Annotated in this window: 14 protein-coding genes and 1 pseudogene; all 15 read right to left on the reverse strand. The window is 55.7% G+C overall.

The window, feature by feature from the left end:
• Position 1: 1 nt before the first annotated feature.
• On the reverse strand, positions 2-1,417 hold the full coding sequence (gene glnA / locus KUF54_RS09345) for a type I glutamate--ammonia ligase (protein ID WP_219342506.1): 1,416 nt from the start codon (positions 1,415-1,417) through the stop codon (positions 2-4).
• 331 nt (positions 1,418-1,748) lie between these two features.
• Positions 1,749-2,636 (reverse strand): EI24 domain-containing protein, encoded by an 888-nt coding sequence (locus tag KUF54_RS09350; protein ID WP_219342507.1) that lies wholly within the window; start codon positions 2,634-2,636, stop codon positions 1,749-1,751.
• 14 nt (positions 2,637-2,650) lie between these two features.
• Positions 2,651-3,631: a sterol desaturase family protein gene (locus KUF54_RS09355; protein ID WP_219342508.1), complete on the reverse strand. Its 981-nt coding sequence runs from the start codon at positions 3,629-3,631 to the stop codon at positions 2,651-2,653.
• A gap of 30 nt (positions 3,632-3,661) precedes the next feature.
• A pseudogene (locus tag KUF54_RS09360) lies at positions 3,662-4,491 on the reverse strand (polysaccharide deacetylase family protein).
• A gap of 93 nt (positions 4,492-4,584) precedes the next feature.
• Positions 4,585-5,529, reverse strand: a complete 945-nt coding sequence (locus KUF54_RS09365; RefSeq protein WP_255576433.1) for a YncE family protein — start codon at positions 5,527-5,529, stop codon at positions 4,585-4,587.
• A 530-nt stretch (positions 5,530-6,059) separates the two neighbouring features.
• Entirely contained in the window at positions 6,060-6,584 is a 525-nt protein-coding gene (locus KUF54_RS09370; RefSeq protein WP_219342509.1) for a phosphoribosyltransferase, read from the reverse strand.
• Positions 6,585-6,625: 41 nt separating this feature from the next.
• Positions 6,626-8,002, reverse strand: a complete 1,377-nt coding sequence (locus tag KUF54_RS09375) for an adenylosuccinate synthase (protein ID WP_219342510.1) — start codon at positions 8,000-8,002, stop codon at positions 6,626-6,628.
• A 37-nt stretch (positions 8,003-8,039) separates the two neighbouring features.
• Positions 8,040-9,188 carry an ATP phosphoribosyltransferase regulatory subunit gene (locus KUF54_RS09380; protein ID WP_219342511.1) on the reverse strand — a complete coding sequence of 383 codons (1,149 nt, stop codon included), beginning with the start codon at positions 9,186-9,188 and terminating at the stop codon, positions 8,040-8,042.
• Positions 9,189-9,280: 92 nt separating this feature from the next.
• The gene (locus KUF54_RS09385; protein WP_219342512.1) at positions 9,281-9,469 is read right to left on the reverse strand and encodes a DUF2065 family protein; all 189 of its coding nucleotides are present in this window, start codon (positions 9,467-9,469) and stop codon (positions 9,281-9,283) included.
• A gap of 65 nt (positions 9,470-9,534) precedes the next feature.
• Complete coding sequence (gene hflC, locus KUF54_RS09390; protein WP_219342513.1) at positions 9,535-10,425, reverse strand: protease modulator HflC; 891 nt, start codon at positions 10,423-10,425, stop codon at positions 9,535-9,537.
• Between the two features lie 11 nt (positions 10,426-10,436).
• Complete coding sequence (gene hflK, locus KUF54_RS09395) at positions 10,437-11,825, reverse strand: FtsH protease activity modulator HflK (RefSeq protein WP_219342514.1); 1,389 nt, start codon at positions 11,823-11,825, stop codon at positions 10,437-10,439.
• 77 nt (positions 11,826-11,902) lie between these two features.
• On the reverse strand, positions 11,903-13,099 hold the full coding sequence (gene hflX, locus KUF54_RS09400; RefSeq protein ID WP_219342515.1) for a GTPase HflX: 1,197 nt from the start codon (positions 13,097-13,099) through the stop codon (positions 11,903-11,905).
• A gap of 59 nt (positions 13,100-13,158) precedes the next feature.
• Positions 13,159-13,419 (reverse strand): RNA chaperone Hfq, encoded by a 261-nt coding sequence (gene hfq, locus KUF54_RS09405; protein WP_219342516.1) that lies wholly within the window; start codon positions 13,417-13,419, stop codon positions 13,159-13,161.
• Positions 13,420-13,522: 103 nt separating this feature from the next.
• Complete coding sequence (gene der, locus KUF54_RS09410) at positions 13,523-14,863, reverse strand: ribosome biogenesis GTPase Der (protein WP_219342517.1); 1,341 nt, start codon at positions 14,861-14,863, stop codon at positions 13,523-13,525.
• 15 nt (positions 14,864-14,878) lie between these two features.
• Entirely contained in the window at positions 14,879-16,054 is a 1,176-nt protein-coding gene (gene bamB, locus KUF54_RS09415) for an outer membrane protein assembly factor BamB (protein WP_219342518.1), read from the reverse strand.

Genomic DNA, 16,054 nt, shown 5'->3' on the forward strand with positions numbered 1-16,054 from the left:
TTTACAGCGAGAAGTACATATCGTATTCCACGGGGTGGACAGACTGGCGGTAGCGGGTCACTTCAGTCATCTTCAGCTCGATGTAGGCATCGATCATGCTGTCGGTAAACACACCGCCCTTGGTCAGGAAGGCACGGTCAGCGTCCAACGCTTCCAGAGCCTGATCCAGGCTATGGCAAACGGTAGGCACCAACTTGTCTTCTTCTGGAGGCAGGTGGTACAGATCCTTGGTCGCGGCTTCGCCGGGATGGATCTTGTTTTCCACGCCGTCCAGACCCGCCATCAGCAGCGCTGCGAAGCCCAGGTAAGGGTTCATCAGTGGATCTGGGAAGCGGGCTTCCACGCGGCGGCCCTTGGGGTTGCTCACGTATGGAATACGGATGGAGGCCGAGCGATTCTTGGCCGAGTAAGCCAGCTTCACCGGTGCTTCAAAGCCAGGAACCAGACGCTTGTAGCTGTTGGTGCCGGGGTTGGTGATGGCGTTCAGTGCACGAGCGTGCTTGATGATGCCGCCGATGTAGTACAGAGCGAAGTCAGACAGACCGGCATAGCCGTCGCCGGCGAACAGGTTCTTGCCATCTTTCCACACGGACTGGTGCACATGCATACCGGAGCCGTTGTCGCCAGCGTAAGGCTTAGGCATGAAAGTAGCGGTCTTACCGTAGGTGTTCGCTACGTTCCAGATCACGTACTTTTGCAGCTGTGTCCAGTCAGCGCGCTCAACCAGAGTGGAAAAGCGTGTACCAATTTCATTTTGGCCAGCGCCAGCCACTTCGTGGTGGAACACTTCAACAGGAATGCCAACCGACTCCAAGATCAGCGACATTTCAGCGCGCATGTCTTGCGTGCTGTCAACAGGTGGCACGGGGAAGTAGCCGCCCTTGGTGCGCGGACGGTGGCCACGGTTGCCGTTTTCAAACTTAGTGCCCGAAGACCAAGGTGCTTCGTATTCTTCGATTTCGAAGAAGGGGTTGTGAGGCTCTGTACCCCAGCGCACGCCGTCGAAGATGAAGAATTCTGGCTCAGGTCCGAAGTAAGCGGTATCGCCCAAGCCGGAAGCCTTCAGGTAGGCTTCAGCGCGCTTGGCGATGGAGCGTGGATCGCGGTCATAGGCCTTGCCATCACCGGGCTCGATCACGTCACACTGAAGAATCAGGGTGGTTTCTTCAAAGAAAGGATCGATATTGGCTGTGCTTGGATCAGGCATCAGCTGCATGTCCGAAGCTTCAATGCCCTTCCAGCCTGCGACGGAGGAGCCGTCAAAAGCGTGGCCGGAGACAAACTTGTCTTCGTCAAAGTGCGACACGGGCACGGTAACGTGCTGTTCCTTGCCACGAGTATCGGTAAAGCGCAGGTCTACGAACTTGACCTCGTTATCCTGCACCATTTGCATCACATCTGCTACGGTCTTCGCCATTAGATCTCTCCTGCCGACTTGGCTGATCAAATAAAGAATAAATATTATTAAGCAGTTTACGTGCCAATCTGTAGACCATCCGGACACCGCTCACTAGAAAGTGGCGTCCGCTCTCGAATAAGCATATACATAAGTCGCATAAGCGTGCATTAGTCTTGAGCTTCTCAAACGGCAGCAAACAAGCCTGTATTGTTGCACTGCTTTAATGCCTTTTAAACTGCACCAAATTGGTGAGACTTATGCATCAAGTTGGTGCAATTAAGCAATTTGTCAGGTTTTGGTGCATCGGCACTGCAGGGCACGGAGAAAGCCAAAGTAGCAACCTCCCATTTCAGTGCGTAATCGCCACTGCATCGCCTCCATCCACCCTATTACGGGCAAAAGGCACTTGAGGCTCCGTCGAACTTGGTGCAGCCTCGGCGCGCATCTGCTCCAGCGCGGCCAAACAAAAATGTGCAAACCACAATGCAGAAAAAGCGATCACCAGCGCGTAAATCCAGATAGCAATCGGAATCAGGACCCAGAACGCAGCCAAAAAGATCAAGCCTGAGACCCAGACAATGCCCGGTGCAGCGCCCAGATAGCCGCAGATCACGCCCATCAAAATCAGTGACATGCGGTGGCGCACAAAAAGGCTACGGCGCTCATCCTTGCTGGCGTGCTCAGATAAGGCATCAAAAGCCATTACGCGATAAGTAAGCCAGCCCCAAATCAGCGGCCCCACCACCAGCATGAGCGGCGGAAACACCCACAAAGGCAGAGTTACCACCAGCGCAAGCAAGGCCATCAATGCTGCGCCCACCGACCAGACTGCACTGGCAATAAAAGATGCACCGTGCTTTTTTTCGAGCTGAGCAAAGCGCTTTTCAGCAACCAAGTGGGTGAGCACAGGAGCCATAAACAGCCCCACCAAGAGCAACACCAAGACCACCAGCACAGGCATGGCACCAAGCACTACCAAAATAGAAGCAAGCAACTCAGACGCATAGCTCATGCCGCGCGCTTGCAGCCAAACCCAGATTGAGTTGAGCCAGCCCGCTCCATCAAGCAGGTTTTGTACTTTTTGAACGGCATCGGCCCAAAAAAAGTAGCCCAGTACCCAGGTCAGCAAGCACATGGTGAGCAAAGGCAGCAGCGACCAAACGATCACCCGCTTATGCAAGCAGTACGCCAAGGCACGCCAGAAAGAGTCGAGCAGCAAGTTCATGCTGGCAAGCATACCCAAGGATTGATTTATGCGCGACCCATTAAACGCAGGATTCCTTGCCATTGTTGTGACCAAAAACCACGGCCATAGTCACGCAGCTGCCCTTTGGCATTGGGCTGAACTTGGTCGCGAACTCCCGTCGCGTCATAACGCAACTCAAAGTTGGCCGTTCCAAACAACATATCCCACCAAGGCAGCAGCACGCCGAAGTTATTGCCGTGCGCTTTAGGGTTGCGCACCGGGGCTTTTTGCTCATGGCCAATACCAATGGTGTGGTGGCGACGGTGAAAACGCGGGCTGACCCACAGGCGCTCCCCCCACTGACCAAACCAGATGCGTACATTGGCATGCTGAAAGCTCTCGCTAAGCTGGGTCAGTGCCACAATCGCCACAAACTGCCCCGGTGCCACGCCGATGAACTGAGCTACCAGCACAATGATGGAGCCATGAATGACATCGTCGAGCAAGTGATTACGGTTATCGCTCCACATCGTCATCTGGCGCTGCGAGTGGTGCAGCGCATGCAGCTTCCACCACCAGCCAATGCCATGCTGACCGCGGTGAATCCAGTACTCGACCAGATCAAAGACCACCAAATACAGCAGCAGGCTGACCCAAGCGTTATCAGTCACGCCAGGCACGATATTGTCTAAATGAAAGGCAGGAAGACCCCATACATGGAGCGTGCCCATGAGCGCATCCCACAGCGGATCGATGCTAAAAAAAAGCGCAATACGAAACAAGCCCAATCGATGCACCAGCGTATAGATGATGTCCACCCGAATCGCTTGACGGTCCACCACGGGCTCCGCCGGCTTCCAGCGCTGCAGGGGCAAGATCACAGCAATCATGATGGCGATTTGCAGCAGGCCCACCAGCAGCCAGCCCGTGGCGTCGTAGCCATCTTCTAGCAGGTTGGCCATGCCAAAGTGAAACAGGAACGGCTGCACCACACCTTCAAACAGGCGTTGCTGCACATCCCCAAAAATCTGAATCAACCCATCCACAAATCACTCCTAGCGCGCATACCGACATACTTAGCGGTGCTGTGCAATCCAGCCCTGATACGCAGGGTGCTCAGCCAGTGTACGAAAGCAAAAGCCTTGCTCCAGCAGCCCGACAATCAAGGGCTCCAGCACTGCTGGTGCCCACGGGTCTTGACGCGACCAAATGCCCAAATGGGCCAGCAAGATATCGCCGCTGCGTATGTTTTTGAGCGCCTGCGTTAGCAAGCGTTCATTGGGGTATTTATCGCTGGGCAACTCATCGCCCAAAAAGCCGGCTGGTGCCCAACCAATATGCTGATAACCCCCTGCTGTGCCGCAGCGATCAACGCGGGCGATGTCTTGCCACCGGGTGCGCGGTACAGAGGCAAGGGCTTGCGCCCGGTCATCTGCGTCAGCCGCTGAGATGCGCGGGCAATTTCTTGCTGATATTCAGCCACCGACACCACAAAGCTCTGCCCCGCCTTAGGCCCTGCCGATGGTTTCACCTTGAAGTGCGTAACCTGATTGGTGGCCTTGTCACGAATATCGGCCAGCCAATACAGGTGATCAAAGGTGTGCGATGCGAACTGGTGGCCCTCTTCCGCACGCGCCTTCCACCAAGATGCCCAAAAGTCGCTGAGGCTGCTGTCGCCCTCTTTCGTACGCTCATTGGCAGCGAAGAAGGTCACGGGCACTTTGTACTTTTGCAGCACCTGAGCCACAAAATGGGCGATACCCATATGTCCGGTATCAAAAGTCAGGTAAACCGGCTTACTACATGAACTAGTAGCTATCTTTTTTGAAGAAGAAGCGGAAGAAGCCACAGACAATCCGGGCAGACCAGCCGCCGCGGATACGAGCATGAATTGACGTCTTTGCATTCACCCTCCTTGTTGTGAAGTGATCGGTGATAGGTGGTCAGCGCGCCGCGCAAGCGCTCTTCGCTGTGCAAAGCGCAGCAAACAGCGCCCAGCTCAGCGTTCTGCGTGTGACAAAGTCCAGACCCCGTGGGGCGACTTGCCTACATTGACCTGATTGACAACCTTCTTTTCTACCGTATCAATCACCGAGAGTTTTCGCGCCCAGCGCGAAGCCACATAAATGTAGCGGCCGTCGGCAGACACATCCATGCAGTCAGGGCCACCCGGCGCTGGATAGTTATCAACCACCTTGCTGGTCACCATATCAATCTTGCTAATGGTGTTGGCTACGCGGTTGCTCACGTACAGGTGGCGGCCATCTCCCGCAGCGCGAAAGGCATGTGCGCCGGCAGCTGTCTTGATCTGCCCCACGCTACGCGGCTCGGGGCCTGTGAGGTCAAACTCCTCCACACCATCGCCACCCGTCAGGCCGATAAACAGCTTCTTGCCATCCGGGCTGCCATAAAGGTCAGCCGGCATAGCACCTGTGGGTACGCGAGATTTGATGGTCTGCGTGGCGATATCGATAGCCACCAAGGCATCGCTGTCTTGCATGGTCGAGTACAGCGTCTTGCTTTGCGCATCGATAAACAAGTGGCTAGGCGTTTTGCCGGTGGACACACGCTTGAGCAAAGTTGGCGTATGCGTGGCCGCATCCCAGCGGTAAAAATCGATGTGATTTAAGCGATTAGCCGCCGTGATGAACCACTTCATATCAGGCGAAAAGCGTAGGTGGTACGGGTCCACAATATCGCGAATCACGCGCTGCACAGCGCCGGTGCGCGGATCGATCAGCGACAGCGAATCACCCAGCGCATTGGCCACGACCAGCGATTTTTCATCTGGCGTCAGGTACAGGTGATGCGGCTCTTTGCCGGTGGGAATGCGTGACTGCTCTTTCCACGTCAGCGGGTCCACCACGCTGATCGATGCATCAAGAGAATTCAGCACAAAAATCGGCGTTGGGCCTTGTACGGCACGCGATGCCTGTGCGGGCATGACGACGGCCGCACGTGCCGGCGTATCAGAGGCCAGTCCAGTTGGCGCAGCACTAGCCATTGCAAGCTTTTCAGGCTTTTCTGACTTGGCTGCAGATGACGCCGCGGCCGAAGCAGCTGTCTCCGATTTAAACCCGGGCATGGAGGAAAAACCCAGCCAGGCCAGCGCGCCCACACCAACCACCAATGCCACAGCAGCGCCAGTGCGCCCAATAGAAAGACGTCCCACAACCACCACCTTCTTAGAATCTCAGCAGTGTATCCGCGCCAGAGCAGCCACCGCCACCACATGTCAACTGTTTACAGAACTAGCTACCCTACCCACCAGATCATGTCTTTTTCGGGATGGGTTAGCTCTCTTCAATAGCTGCAAAAATAGGAGCAATTAGTCCATACGCTTCAACTTACTCAATACAAAAGAGACTTGAGTGCTATGAAGTAAAAGGACATATTGCTCACTAAATATCGAGCATCATAATTTTATAAAAAAAGGAGCCCGAAGGCTCCTTTTTGCAAGGCAGAGCAAGAAGCTCAGTCCTTCCACTTCTCAGCAAGCTTTTCAGGGCTCAAAGAGTCGTAGCCCTCGAACGGCTGGTGAATCCATGGGTTGGTACCCAGATAGTCCACCGAGTACTCAGGCTCGAAAGTCGACACACCCTTGGTCCAGATCACGGCGCTGCGCAGCTCCGTGATCGGAGCGTAGTTGGTCTTGAGCATGGAGATCACCGCCTTGAGCGTAGCGCCCGAGTCAGCCAGATCATCCACCAGCAACACGCGGCCAGCAATTTCACCCTTGGGGGTCGCGATAAAGCGACCAATATCCAGATGGCCTTGCACCGTACCGGCTTCAGCGCGGTAGGAGCTGGTGGACATGATGGCCAAAGGCTTATCAAAAATGCGGCTCAAGATATCGCCTGGGCGCAGACCACCACGTGCCAAGCACAGGATGGTGTCAAACTCCCAGCCGGACTGGTGAATCTTCACAGCGAGCTTTTCGATGAGACCGTGGTACTCGTCGTAGCTCACATACAGGTGCTTACCGTCTTCAGTCAACATGGGCACAGTTCCTTTGAAATTTCAGTGAAACCCGAGTCCGCTTAAGCGGCGCTGTACGGGTTATGCATCAGGATGGTGTGATCGCGGTCAGGGCTTGTGGAAACCATGGCAATCGGCACACCGGTGACTTCCTGGATACGGTCCAGGTAACGACGCGCATTCACAGGCAGCTTGTCGTAATCAGTCACGCCCACGGTGGAGTCTGTCCAACCGGGGATAGATTCGTAAATAGGCTTGCAACGCTCGATATCGTCAGCGCCCAGCGGCAGCAGGTCGATAGTTTCACCATCGAGCTCATAGCCCACGCACAGCTTCAGCTCTTCGATGCCGTCCAGCACGTCCAGCTTGGTAATGCACAGACCGGTCAAGCCGTTGATTTGAGCCGAGCGCTTGAGCAGCGCAGCATCAAACCAGCCGCAACGACGCGAACGACCAGTCGTCACACCCTTCTCAGCACCCACGGTGGACATTACCCAGCCTGGAGTGCCTTCTTTTTCCCATTCCAGCTCGGTGGGGAAAGGACCGCCACCCACGCGAGTGCAGTACGCCTTGGTGATGCCCAAGATGTAGTGCAGCATGCCAGGACCAACGCCTGCACCGGCGGAGGCATTGCCAGCCACGCAGTTCGAAGAAGTCACATAGGGGTAGGTGCCGTGGTCCACGTCCAGCAGCGTGCCTTGAGCGCCTTCAAACAGCAAATTGCCGCCTGCAGCGTGCGCAGCGTTCAGCTCGCTCGACACGTCGGCGATCATGGGCTTGAGCAGCTCTGCGTGACGCATAGCTTCTTCGTACACGGCTTCGAATTGAATCTCGCCATCCTTCATGTAAGGAGCCAGACCGGCGCCGAAGTCGAAGTTCTTGGAGCCCAGCACGTTCACCAGAATGTGGTTGTGCAGGTTCAGCAGCTCGCGCAGCTTGGTTGCGAAGCGCTCTGGGTGCTTCAGATCTTGCACGCGCAGGGCACGGCGAGCGATCTTGTCTTCGTAGGAAGGACCAATGCCCTTGCCGGTGGTACCGATCTTTTGCACGCCGCCCTTTTCACGGGCTGCTTCGCGGCCAATGTCGAGAGCCACGTGGAAAGGCAGGATCAGCGGGCAAGCTTCGGAGACACGCAGACGGTCACGCACTTGCACGCCAGCCTTTTCCAGGCCTTCGATTTCTTCAAACAGCTTACCCACGGAAAGCACCACACCGTTGCCGATGTAGCACTTCACGCCGGGGCGCATGATGCCGCTAGGAATCAGGTGCAGCGCAGTCTTGACGCCATTGATAACCAGAGTGTGGCCAGCGTTGTGACCGCCTTGAAAGCGCACCACGCCGTTAGCGCTTTCGGTGAGCCAATCAACTAGCTTGCCCTTGCCTTCGTCCCCCCACTGGGTACCGACTACGACAACGTTGCGACCTTTGGATGTATTCATGTTCCAACCCGATAAATCGAAAAATTAGTCAAAAGACTTAAATAGCTTGCACAACCCATTGCCCGCCAATATTGGCAAGCTCACGGTCGCAGTGAAACTCGTCCACTTCGCTTTCATGCCCTGGCAGTACGCAGACCACCGTCTCGCCCTGTTGGCGCAATGCGCAAATGGCAGCAGCCACTTGCACGTCATCACCCCAGGGAGCGCGAATGGCTGCCTTGAGCGGACGCTCAGGCACGACAGCCACCAATTGTTTGATATCCAGACTAAAGCCAGCAGCCGGGCGATTACGCCCAAACACTGCACCGACTTCGTCATAACGGCCACCGCGCACCAGGGCATCGCTGCCGCCTGGCACATAAATCGCAAAGCGCGTGCCGCTGTAGTAAGAGTAGCCCCGCAGATCAGCCAGATCAAAACTGACCTTGACCCCATCCAGACGCTGCACCAGCCAACGCAAATGCTGCAGCACATCATGCACACCAGCAACGCGCTGGAGCGCAACTTCGGCCTTATCCAGAACTTCCATTCCACCGTACAGCTGCAGCAAAGCCATCAGGCCTTCACGCGAAGCTTCAGGGAAGTCGACTGTCAAAGCAGCCAGCTCGGTCGCATCCTTAGAGGCCAGCGCTGCATGCACACCACGCAGCACCTGCTCATCTGCCATCACGCCAGCGAGCAAACTGCGCACAATGCGCACGTCGGCCAAGTCAACAATGATGTCTTTAACCCCTGCACCCTTGAGGCAGTCGAGCGCCAGAAGCAGCGCTTCCAGATCGGCCTCAAGACCTTGGTGGCCGTAGATTTCAGCGCCAAACTGGAAAGGCTCTCTTGTCGCTCGCGGGCGATCAGGCAGCGCATGCACCACGGGGCCGCAATAGCACAGGCGAGTCACGCCTTTGCGATTGAGCAAGTGAGCATCAATACGCGCCACCTGCTGCGTCATATCGGCACGCAAGCCCATGGTGCGACCAGAAATCTGGTCAATCAGTTTGGAGGTTTGAAGGGCAAGAGCTTCGCCTGTACCCGTCAGCAAGGATTCCAGATACTCGAGCATGGGAGGCATGACGAGTTCATAGCCATAACTGCGTGCAGTATCGAGTAATCCTCGACGCAATTCTTCGATGTGCCGTGCCTCGGAAGGCAAAACATCGGCAATGTGATCCGGCAGGACCCAAGCAGACATGGAGAATGGGGAGGCTGTTAAAAACGTGATTCTACCGGCTTTGCCAGCCCTCCCAAATTTGGGTCATAAGGCCTAGCCAATCTCGGCAGTATTTATAGCAAGGCCAGCGTGATGAAGCCTGCTGCGATACATAGCAATCCATAAAAACGTAGCTGCCCGTCTTTTAGCTGCATTAGCTGCATAAACATCTGCCGCCATTGCTTGGGGGCCAGCAAAGGCAAGAGCCCCTCAAGCACCAAGACCATGCCCATCGCCATTCCTAAAGACGCCCACCAATCCATTTACGCACTCCCAAAATAAACAATGGCCCTCAAAGGGCCATTGTTTCAATTTGCATCAAAGATGCTTATTTATTGCCTGAACCGCCGCTGCGATAAGCCTTAAAGAATTCGCTTTGCGATGGATCGAGCACCAGCACATCGCTCTTCTTGGAGAAGCTTTCCTTGTAAGCATCAAGGCTGCGATAGAACTGCGCGAACTGCGGGTCTTTGCCAAAAGATTCGGCATAAACACGAGCCGCTTCAGCATCGCCCTCACCCTTGATCTTCTGGGCATCGCGGTAAGCATTGGCAACGGTGATGTCACGCTGACGATCAGCCTCAGCGCGAATCTTTTCGCCTTCGGCAGCACCGGTAGAGCGCAGCTCGTTCGCTACACGCTTGCGCTCAGCTTCCATACGGCGATAGACAGACTCGGTAATGGTTTCGGCGTAATCCACGCGGGTAATACGCACGTCCACAATGTCCACACCCCAAGGCTTGGCACCGCGCACGGTCTCCAGCACTTCGCGCTTGACGTCAGACATCAGCGTTTCGCGCTTGGAAGATAGCAACTCACGCACAGTGCGGCGGTTGATTTCTTCCTGGAAAGCATTGCGCACGACGCGGTTGAGCTGCATGGCCCCTGCCGACTCATCCAAGCCCACGTTACGGATGTACTCCGAAGGCTCAGAGATGCGCCAGCGCACATACCAGTCAATCACCACGCGCTGCTTTTCAGCCGTCAGCATGGGTTCTGTATCCGTGCTGTCCAGCGTCAACAAACGCTTGTCGATGTAACGCACGTTCTGAAATGGAGGAGGCATCTTCCAATTCAGACCAGGCTCGGTGATCACTTCCTTGATCTGACCGAGCGCATAAACCACGCCAAACTGGCGCTGATCCACCACAAACAGGGTGGAGCTCAACAAACCCAGCAACACGAGAATGCTGGTGACAAAAAATCCAATTCGATTCACTGCATTGACTCCTAGCGTGCGTCACGATCGCGGCTACGGGCATCGCGGGTGCGAGCGTCGCCTGCGGGATTGGGTACTACACGAACAGCGGCAGGAGTCGTCGAAGCGGCCCCAGCGGCTGCATCACCCGAAGCGGCAGGTGCAGTCGCACCTCCCACACCCTGCATGATCTTGTCCAGCGGCAAGTACAGCAAGTTCGAGCCTTGGCGCGACTCGACCATCACCTTGGTCACGTTGCTGTACACCTGCTGCATCGCATCAAGGTACAGACGATCACGTGTGACTTGAGGTGCTTTCTGGTACTCGGTGTAAATCGAGCTAAAGCGACCTGCATCACCTTGGGCCTGAGCGACGATCTTGGCCTTGTAAGCCTGAGACTCTTCACTCAAACGGGAAGCAGTACCTGTTGCACGAGGCACCACGTCGTTGGCATAAGCCTGAGCTTCATTTTTGGCACGCTCACGCTCTTGACCAGCCTTGAGCACATCGTCAAAAGAGGCCTGCACCTGCTCGGGCGGGCGAACGCCGCCTTGCTGCATATTGATGCCAACCACTTCAACGCCCACCTTGTAGCGATCCAAAATGGACTGCATCAGGTCACGTACGCGGGGGGCAATCTGGTCACGCTCTTCAGCCAAGGCCGTGTCCATCTTCATCTTGCCCACCACCTCACGCACGGCTGATTCAGCAACCTGAATCACGGCTTCCGAAGGGCTGCGGCTTTCGAACAGCCAAGCGCGTGCATCACCCAGGCGATATTGCACAGCGAACTTGATTTCAACGATGTTCTCGTCTTCAGTCAGCATCGCCGATTCACGCAAGCCGGTGCTACGCACGATGTTATCGCTACCCACATCCGCAGAGCGAATCTGCGAGACATAGACCAACTCATGCTTTTGCAAAGGGTAAGGCAATCGCCAGTTAAAGCCTGCGCTCACCGTACTCTTGTACTTGCCAAATTGGGTGATGACAGCCTGCTGACCTTCTTGCACGATGAAAAAGCCGGTACCCAGCCAAATCAGCAGCGCAACACCCGCAATCAGGAACACGCCTTTGCCGGGATTGAAAGGTTCTGTCGGCTGACCGCCACTGCGCGAAGGAGGTGCGCCACGGCCATTGCCGGAGCCACCACCGAACAGACCCGAGAGCTTGCGATTGAGATCACGCCAGACTTCTTCCAAATCAGGCGGCTGACCGCCTTGCTGAGAAGGTGGCCGAGGACGCTGCTCCGGAGCAGGAGGTGGCGAAGGACGCTCCCCCTCAGGTGCCGAGTTATCGGGCTTGGAGCTATCTTCGTTTTGATTATCGCCACGACCCCAACGAGGGTCGTTCAAATTGAACATCCCGCGAAGGCGTTGCGGCAGCACCGCCAGGCGATGGACGCGTTGTGAAAAATTCATGCGAGACGTCTCTGTATTTTCAAAAAGAGATGGACCATGGCTAGCATTGTGCCCAATAGGGGCCTAAGCCCCTAGTGTTATGCGTCGTCGTCAGAGGACATCCAGGACATATCGCCCCGGGCCGCCACTTCTTCGCTTGCTGCCTCTTCACGTACCTTTAAAACCCGGTCCGTCAACATTTGCCTCACTTGCACCAGCCCTTGCCCAGTACGAGCACTGACAAACACACGCGGCACTAGTACGCCATCGAGCTCGTACATATCCTGCAACTCGGCAGGCATCAGTTCGGGCTCAATCGCATCCAGTTTGTTGAAGACCAGAATCTGCGGCACATCATCAGCCCCAATTTCAGCCAGAACTTTTTGAACTTGTTGTATTTGTTCTGGGAAGCCGGGATTAGATGCATCCACGATATGCAGCAGCAGGTCGGCGTCAATCGCCTCCTGCAAAGTGGCCTGAAAAGCATCCACCAAACCATGCGGCAAATCGCGAATAAAACCAACCGTATCTGACAAAGACACTGATTCCTCAGCCTCGACCAGATACATCTGTCGGGTTGTCGTATCCAGCGTGGCAAACAGCTGATCCGCAGCGTAGGCGCGAGCCTTGACCATGGAGTTAAACAGCGTGGACTTGCCGGCGTTGGTGTAGCCAACCAGAGAAATATTAAAAACATCGCGGCGCGAGCGCTGACGACGTTGCGTGGTGCGCTGCTTTTTGACCTTCTTCAAACGCTCTTTGGTGCGCTTGATAGATTCGTCAATCATGCGGCGATCCAGCTCAATTTGCTTTTCACCGGGGCCACCACGACCACCGATACCGCCAGCCTGACGCTCCAAGTGACTCCAGCGGCGCACAAGGCGGGTGCTGATGTATTGAAGTCTAGCCAGCTCAACCTGCAATTTACCTTCGTGGCTACGCGCACGCTGGGCAAAAATTTCCAGGATCAGCATGGTTCGGTCGTTGACCGGCATCTGGATATGACGCTCAAGATTGCGCTGCTGCGCAGGGCTCAAGGACTGGTCAAACCAGACTTCCTTGGCGCCATGCATTTGGGCCAGCATGCGGATTTCATCCGCCTTGCCGCTACCCACAAACAGAGATGGATCAGGGGCTTTACGCTTGCAAGTCAAGCGCGCCACGGGTTGCAAGCCAGCAGTCTGAGCCAGCAGGCCCAACTCTTCCAGCTCATCGTCAAAATGGGGAACGCCAAAATCCACGCCAACCAGCAAGACTGGCGCAGACGCGGAACGCTCAAAGGATTCAGAACTCAAATACCTGTCCCGTAGGGTAAGCCACGCCGGGCAAGCCGGCGGGCGTTGACGCAAAAAGATTAAGAAGCAGCTGCTTCAGCGTCGTTATCAGCCGGTGTAGCGGCCGAGAAGTTCACGGCGCGGCCGGGAACGATGGTGGAGATTGCGTGCTTGTAAACCATCTGGGTCACAGTGTTGCGCAGCAGCACAACGTATTGGTCAAAAGACTCAATCTGGCCTTGCAACTTGATACCGTTGACCAAGTAGATGGAAACGGGCACATGTTCACGACGCAGTGCGTTCAGGAACGGATCTTGGAGGAGTTGGCCTTTGTTGCTCACGATATTCTCCGTGTTCGAGGAGTGTTGTTGTAAACCGACACGTTAACACAGCCCTTGGGAAAACCAATTCAAAAAGGGTTTTCCCCTAGGCTTATGACAACCCTTAATCCTTGTCAGCGTAAGGATTATGGGAAGTTTTCAAGTCAATGCGCAACGGGGTTCCCACAAGGTTGAATTCCTTGCGGAAACGACCTTCAAGGAAGCGCTTGTAGGCATCGGTGACATGCTCCAGAGAATTTCCATGCACCACGATGATGGGTGGATTCATGCCGCCTTGGTGAGCGTAACGCAGCTTAGGACGGTAAGCACCGACCTTCTTAGGCGTCTGGAACTGAGTGGACTCCAGCAAAATGCGCGTCAACACAGGAGTAGGCATCTTGCAGGTAGCTGCACGGTGGGCCTGAATAATCGACTTCCATAGCGGCTCAATCCCTTGGCGCTTGATCGCCGAGATGTAATGCATGGGCGCAAATTTCAGGAAAGACAGTCGCGTCTCAATGGAGCGCTCCAGCATCTGGCGCTGGTAATCGTCCACGGCATCCCACTTGTTGATCGCCAGAACCACTGAGCGACCGCTTTCCAAGATAAAGCCCGCAATGTGCGCATCCTGATCGGTCACGCCCGCTGTCGCATCAATCAGCAGCAGCACCACATTAGCGCCTTCAATGGCTTGCAGCGTCTTGACCACGGAGAACTTCTCAATGGCCTCAAACACCTTGCCCTTGCGGCGCAAACCTGCGGTATCGATCAGCTCGAACTTTTGACCATTGCGCTCAAAAGGCACAGTGATCGCATCGCGCGTCGTTCCCGGCATGTCAAAGGCCACCAGACGCTCTTCACCCAGCCAGGTGTTGATCAGCGTGGACTTGCCAGCATTGGGGCGGCCGGCAACTGCCAAGCGCACAGGGCGCTGGTCTTCATCACCAAGGACCTCTTCTACAGCCTCTGGCAGATTGAGCATGCCCAAAGCCAGATCAACCAAATCGCGCACACCTTGACCATGAGCGGCAGAGACGGCTTGAACCTCGCCCAAACCTAGCTCATAGAACTCGGTCAATTGCAGGCCATCCTTCATGCCTTCAGCCTTGTTGGCCACCAGCAGCGTGGGCTTGCCCAAGCGACGCAGGTACTTGCCAATTTCATGGTCTTGACCAGAAAGGCCAGCACGGGCGTCGAGCACAAACACCACGACATCCGCTTCAGCAACGGCTTGTTGCGTCTGCTTGGCCATCTCTTTGAAGATGCCGCGCGATGCGTCAGGCTCGAAACCACCGGTATCGATGACGATGTACTCGTGCTTGCCCTGACGGCCTTGACCGTAGTGGCGGTCACGCGTCAACCCTGCAAAGTCAGCGACGATGGCATCTCTCGACTTAGTGAGTCGATTGAACAGCGTCGACTTGCCCACATTGGGGCGCCCTACCAGGGCAATAACTGGCTTCATTCCAAAAACAATCTATCAATCAGGCTTGAAGCCATACACCGTACCGCTACGGCTGACGACTACCAAAGTATTGGCAGCCACAACCGGCGACGTGGCAGCTCCCGCCTTGTCAGTTTCCAAACGGGCCAATGCAGAGCCATCTTCACGCGAGAGCATATGCACTGTCCCAAAATCATCCGCCAGCACCACGGAGCGTCCCAGCACCAAAGGTGCGGTCAGCTTGCGGTACTGCAACTTATCGATGGACCACAGGCGCTGGCCATCATTACGATTCCATGCTTGCACCGTGCCATTGCTTTCAGCGCCAAACACGGCTTGCGCATCGCCAGAAACACCATCGCTACCCTTGGACACTTGAGTCCAGCGCACATTGGCATTACTGACATCCACACAACCAATCGATGCTTGGAATGCGCGAGCACAAACACTGTTATCCACACGGCTAATGGGGCCGACCAAATCAACCAGTCGCTCCACATCATTGGTGCCGCGAGGTGCAGCCAAAGGTGACATCCAGCGCACAGCACCCGTATCCGGATCCACTCCAGCCAAACGGCCAGAGACCCCTACAACCAGATTATTACCAACCGCCTGCAAAACACCGGGCTGTCGCAAAATAAGCGGCTCATTGCTGGGGCCTTCAACCGCCCACAGCTCGCGACCGGTATTGCCATCAAATGCAGCCAGCGAACGATCCGCTGCCATCACGAACACTCGCCCACCAGCCACCAGAGGCGGCGTATAGACCGCAGCATTCAGCGACTGCTTCCAAACCTGCTTGCCTTCGGCAAACACCATCAACTGGTTGCTGCGGGTAACGACAGCAGTACGCTGGCCATCACTGCCGGCGCCAGTCGTCAGCGCTTCGCCGGGGCTGAACTTGCTCACTTGACGACCTGTGCTGCCATCCAGCGTTGTCACGCTGCCATCCTTGGTCACCACGGTTACGTTGTTACCCTGCACCAAAGCAGGCATAGCCAACGGCACTTCGCTACCGAGCTTGACCGACCAAGCCTGATTCACCGCAATCTTGCCGGGGTTAGCCCCCAGATCTTGAGGCTTGGGCTTGTCTTTGCTGCCAAACATGGAGCAAGCGGCTAGCGAAGCAGCCATAACCGTCAATACGAGAACGCGGGCTGCAGATTTCGCTGCAGGAGCAACCGATTTCATTGGATGGGCAGAAGTCTTCAA

It is taken from the genome of Comamonas sp. Y33R10-2 (genome assembly GCF_019355935.1).
In the GTDB taxonomy this organism is placed as follows: Bacteria; Pseudomonadota; Gammaproteobacteria; order Burkholderiales; family Burkholderiaceae_C; genus Comamonas.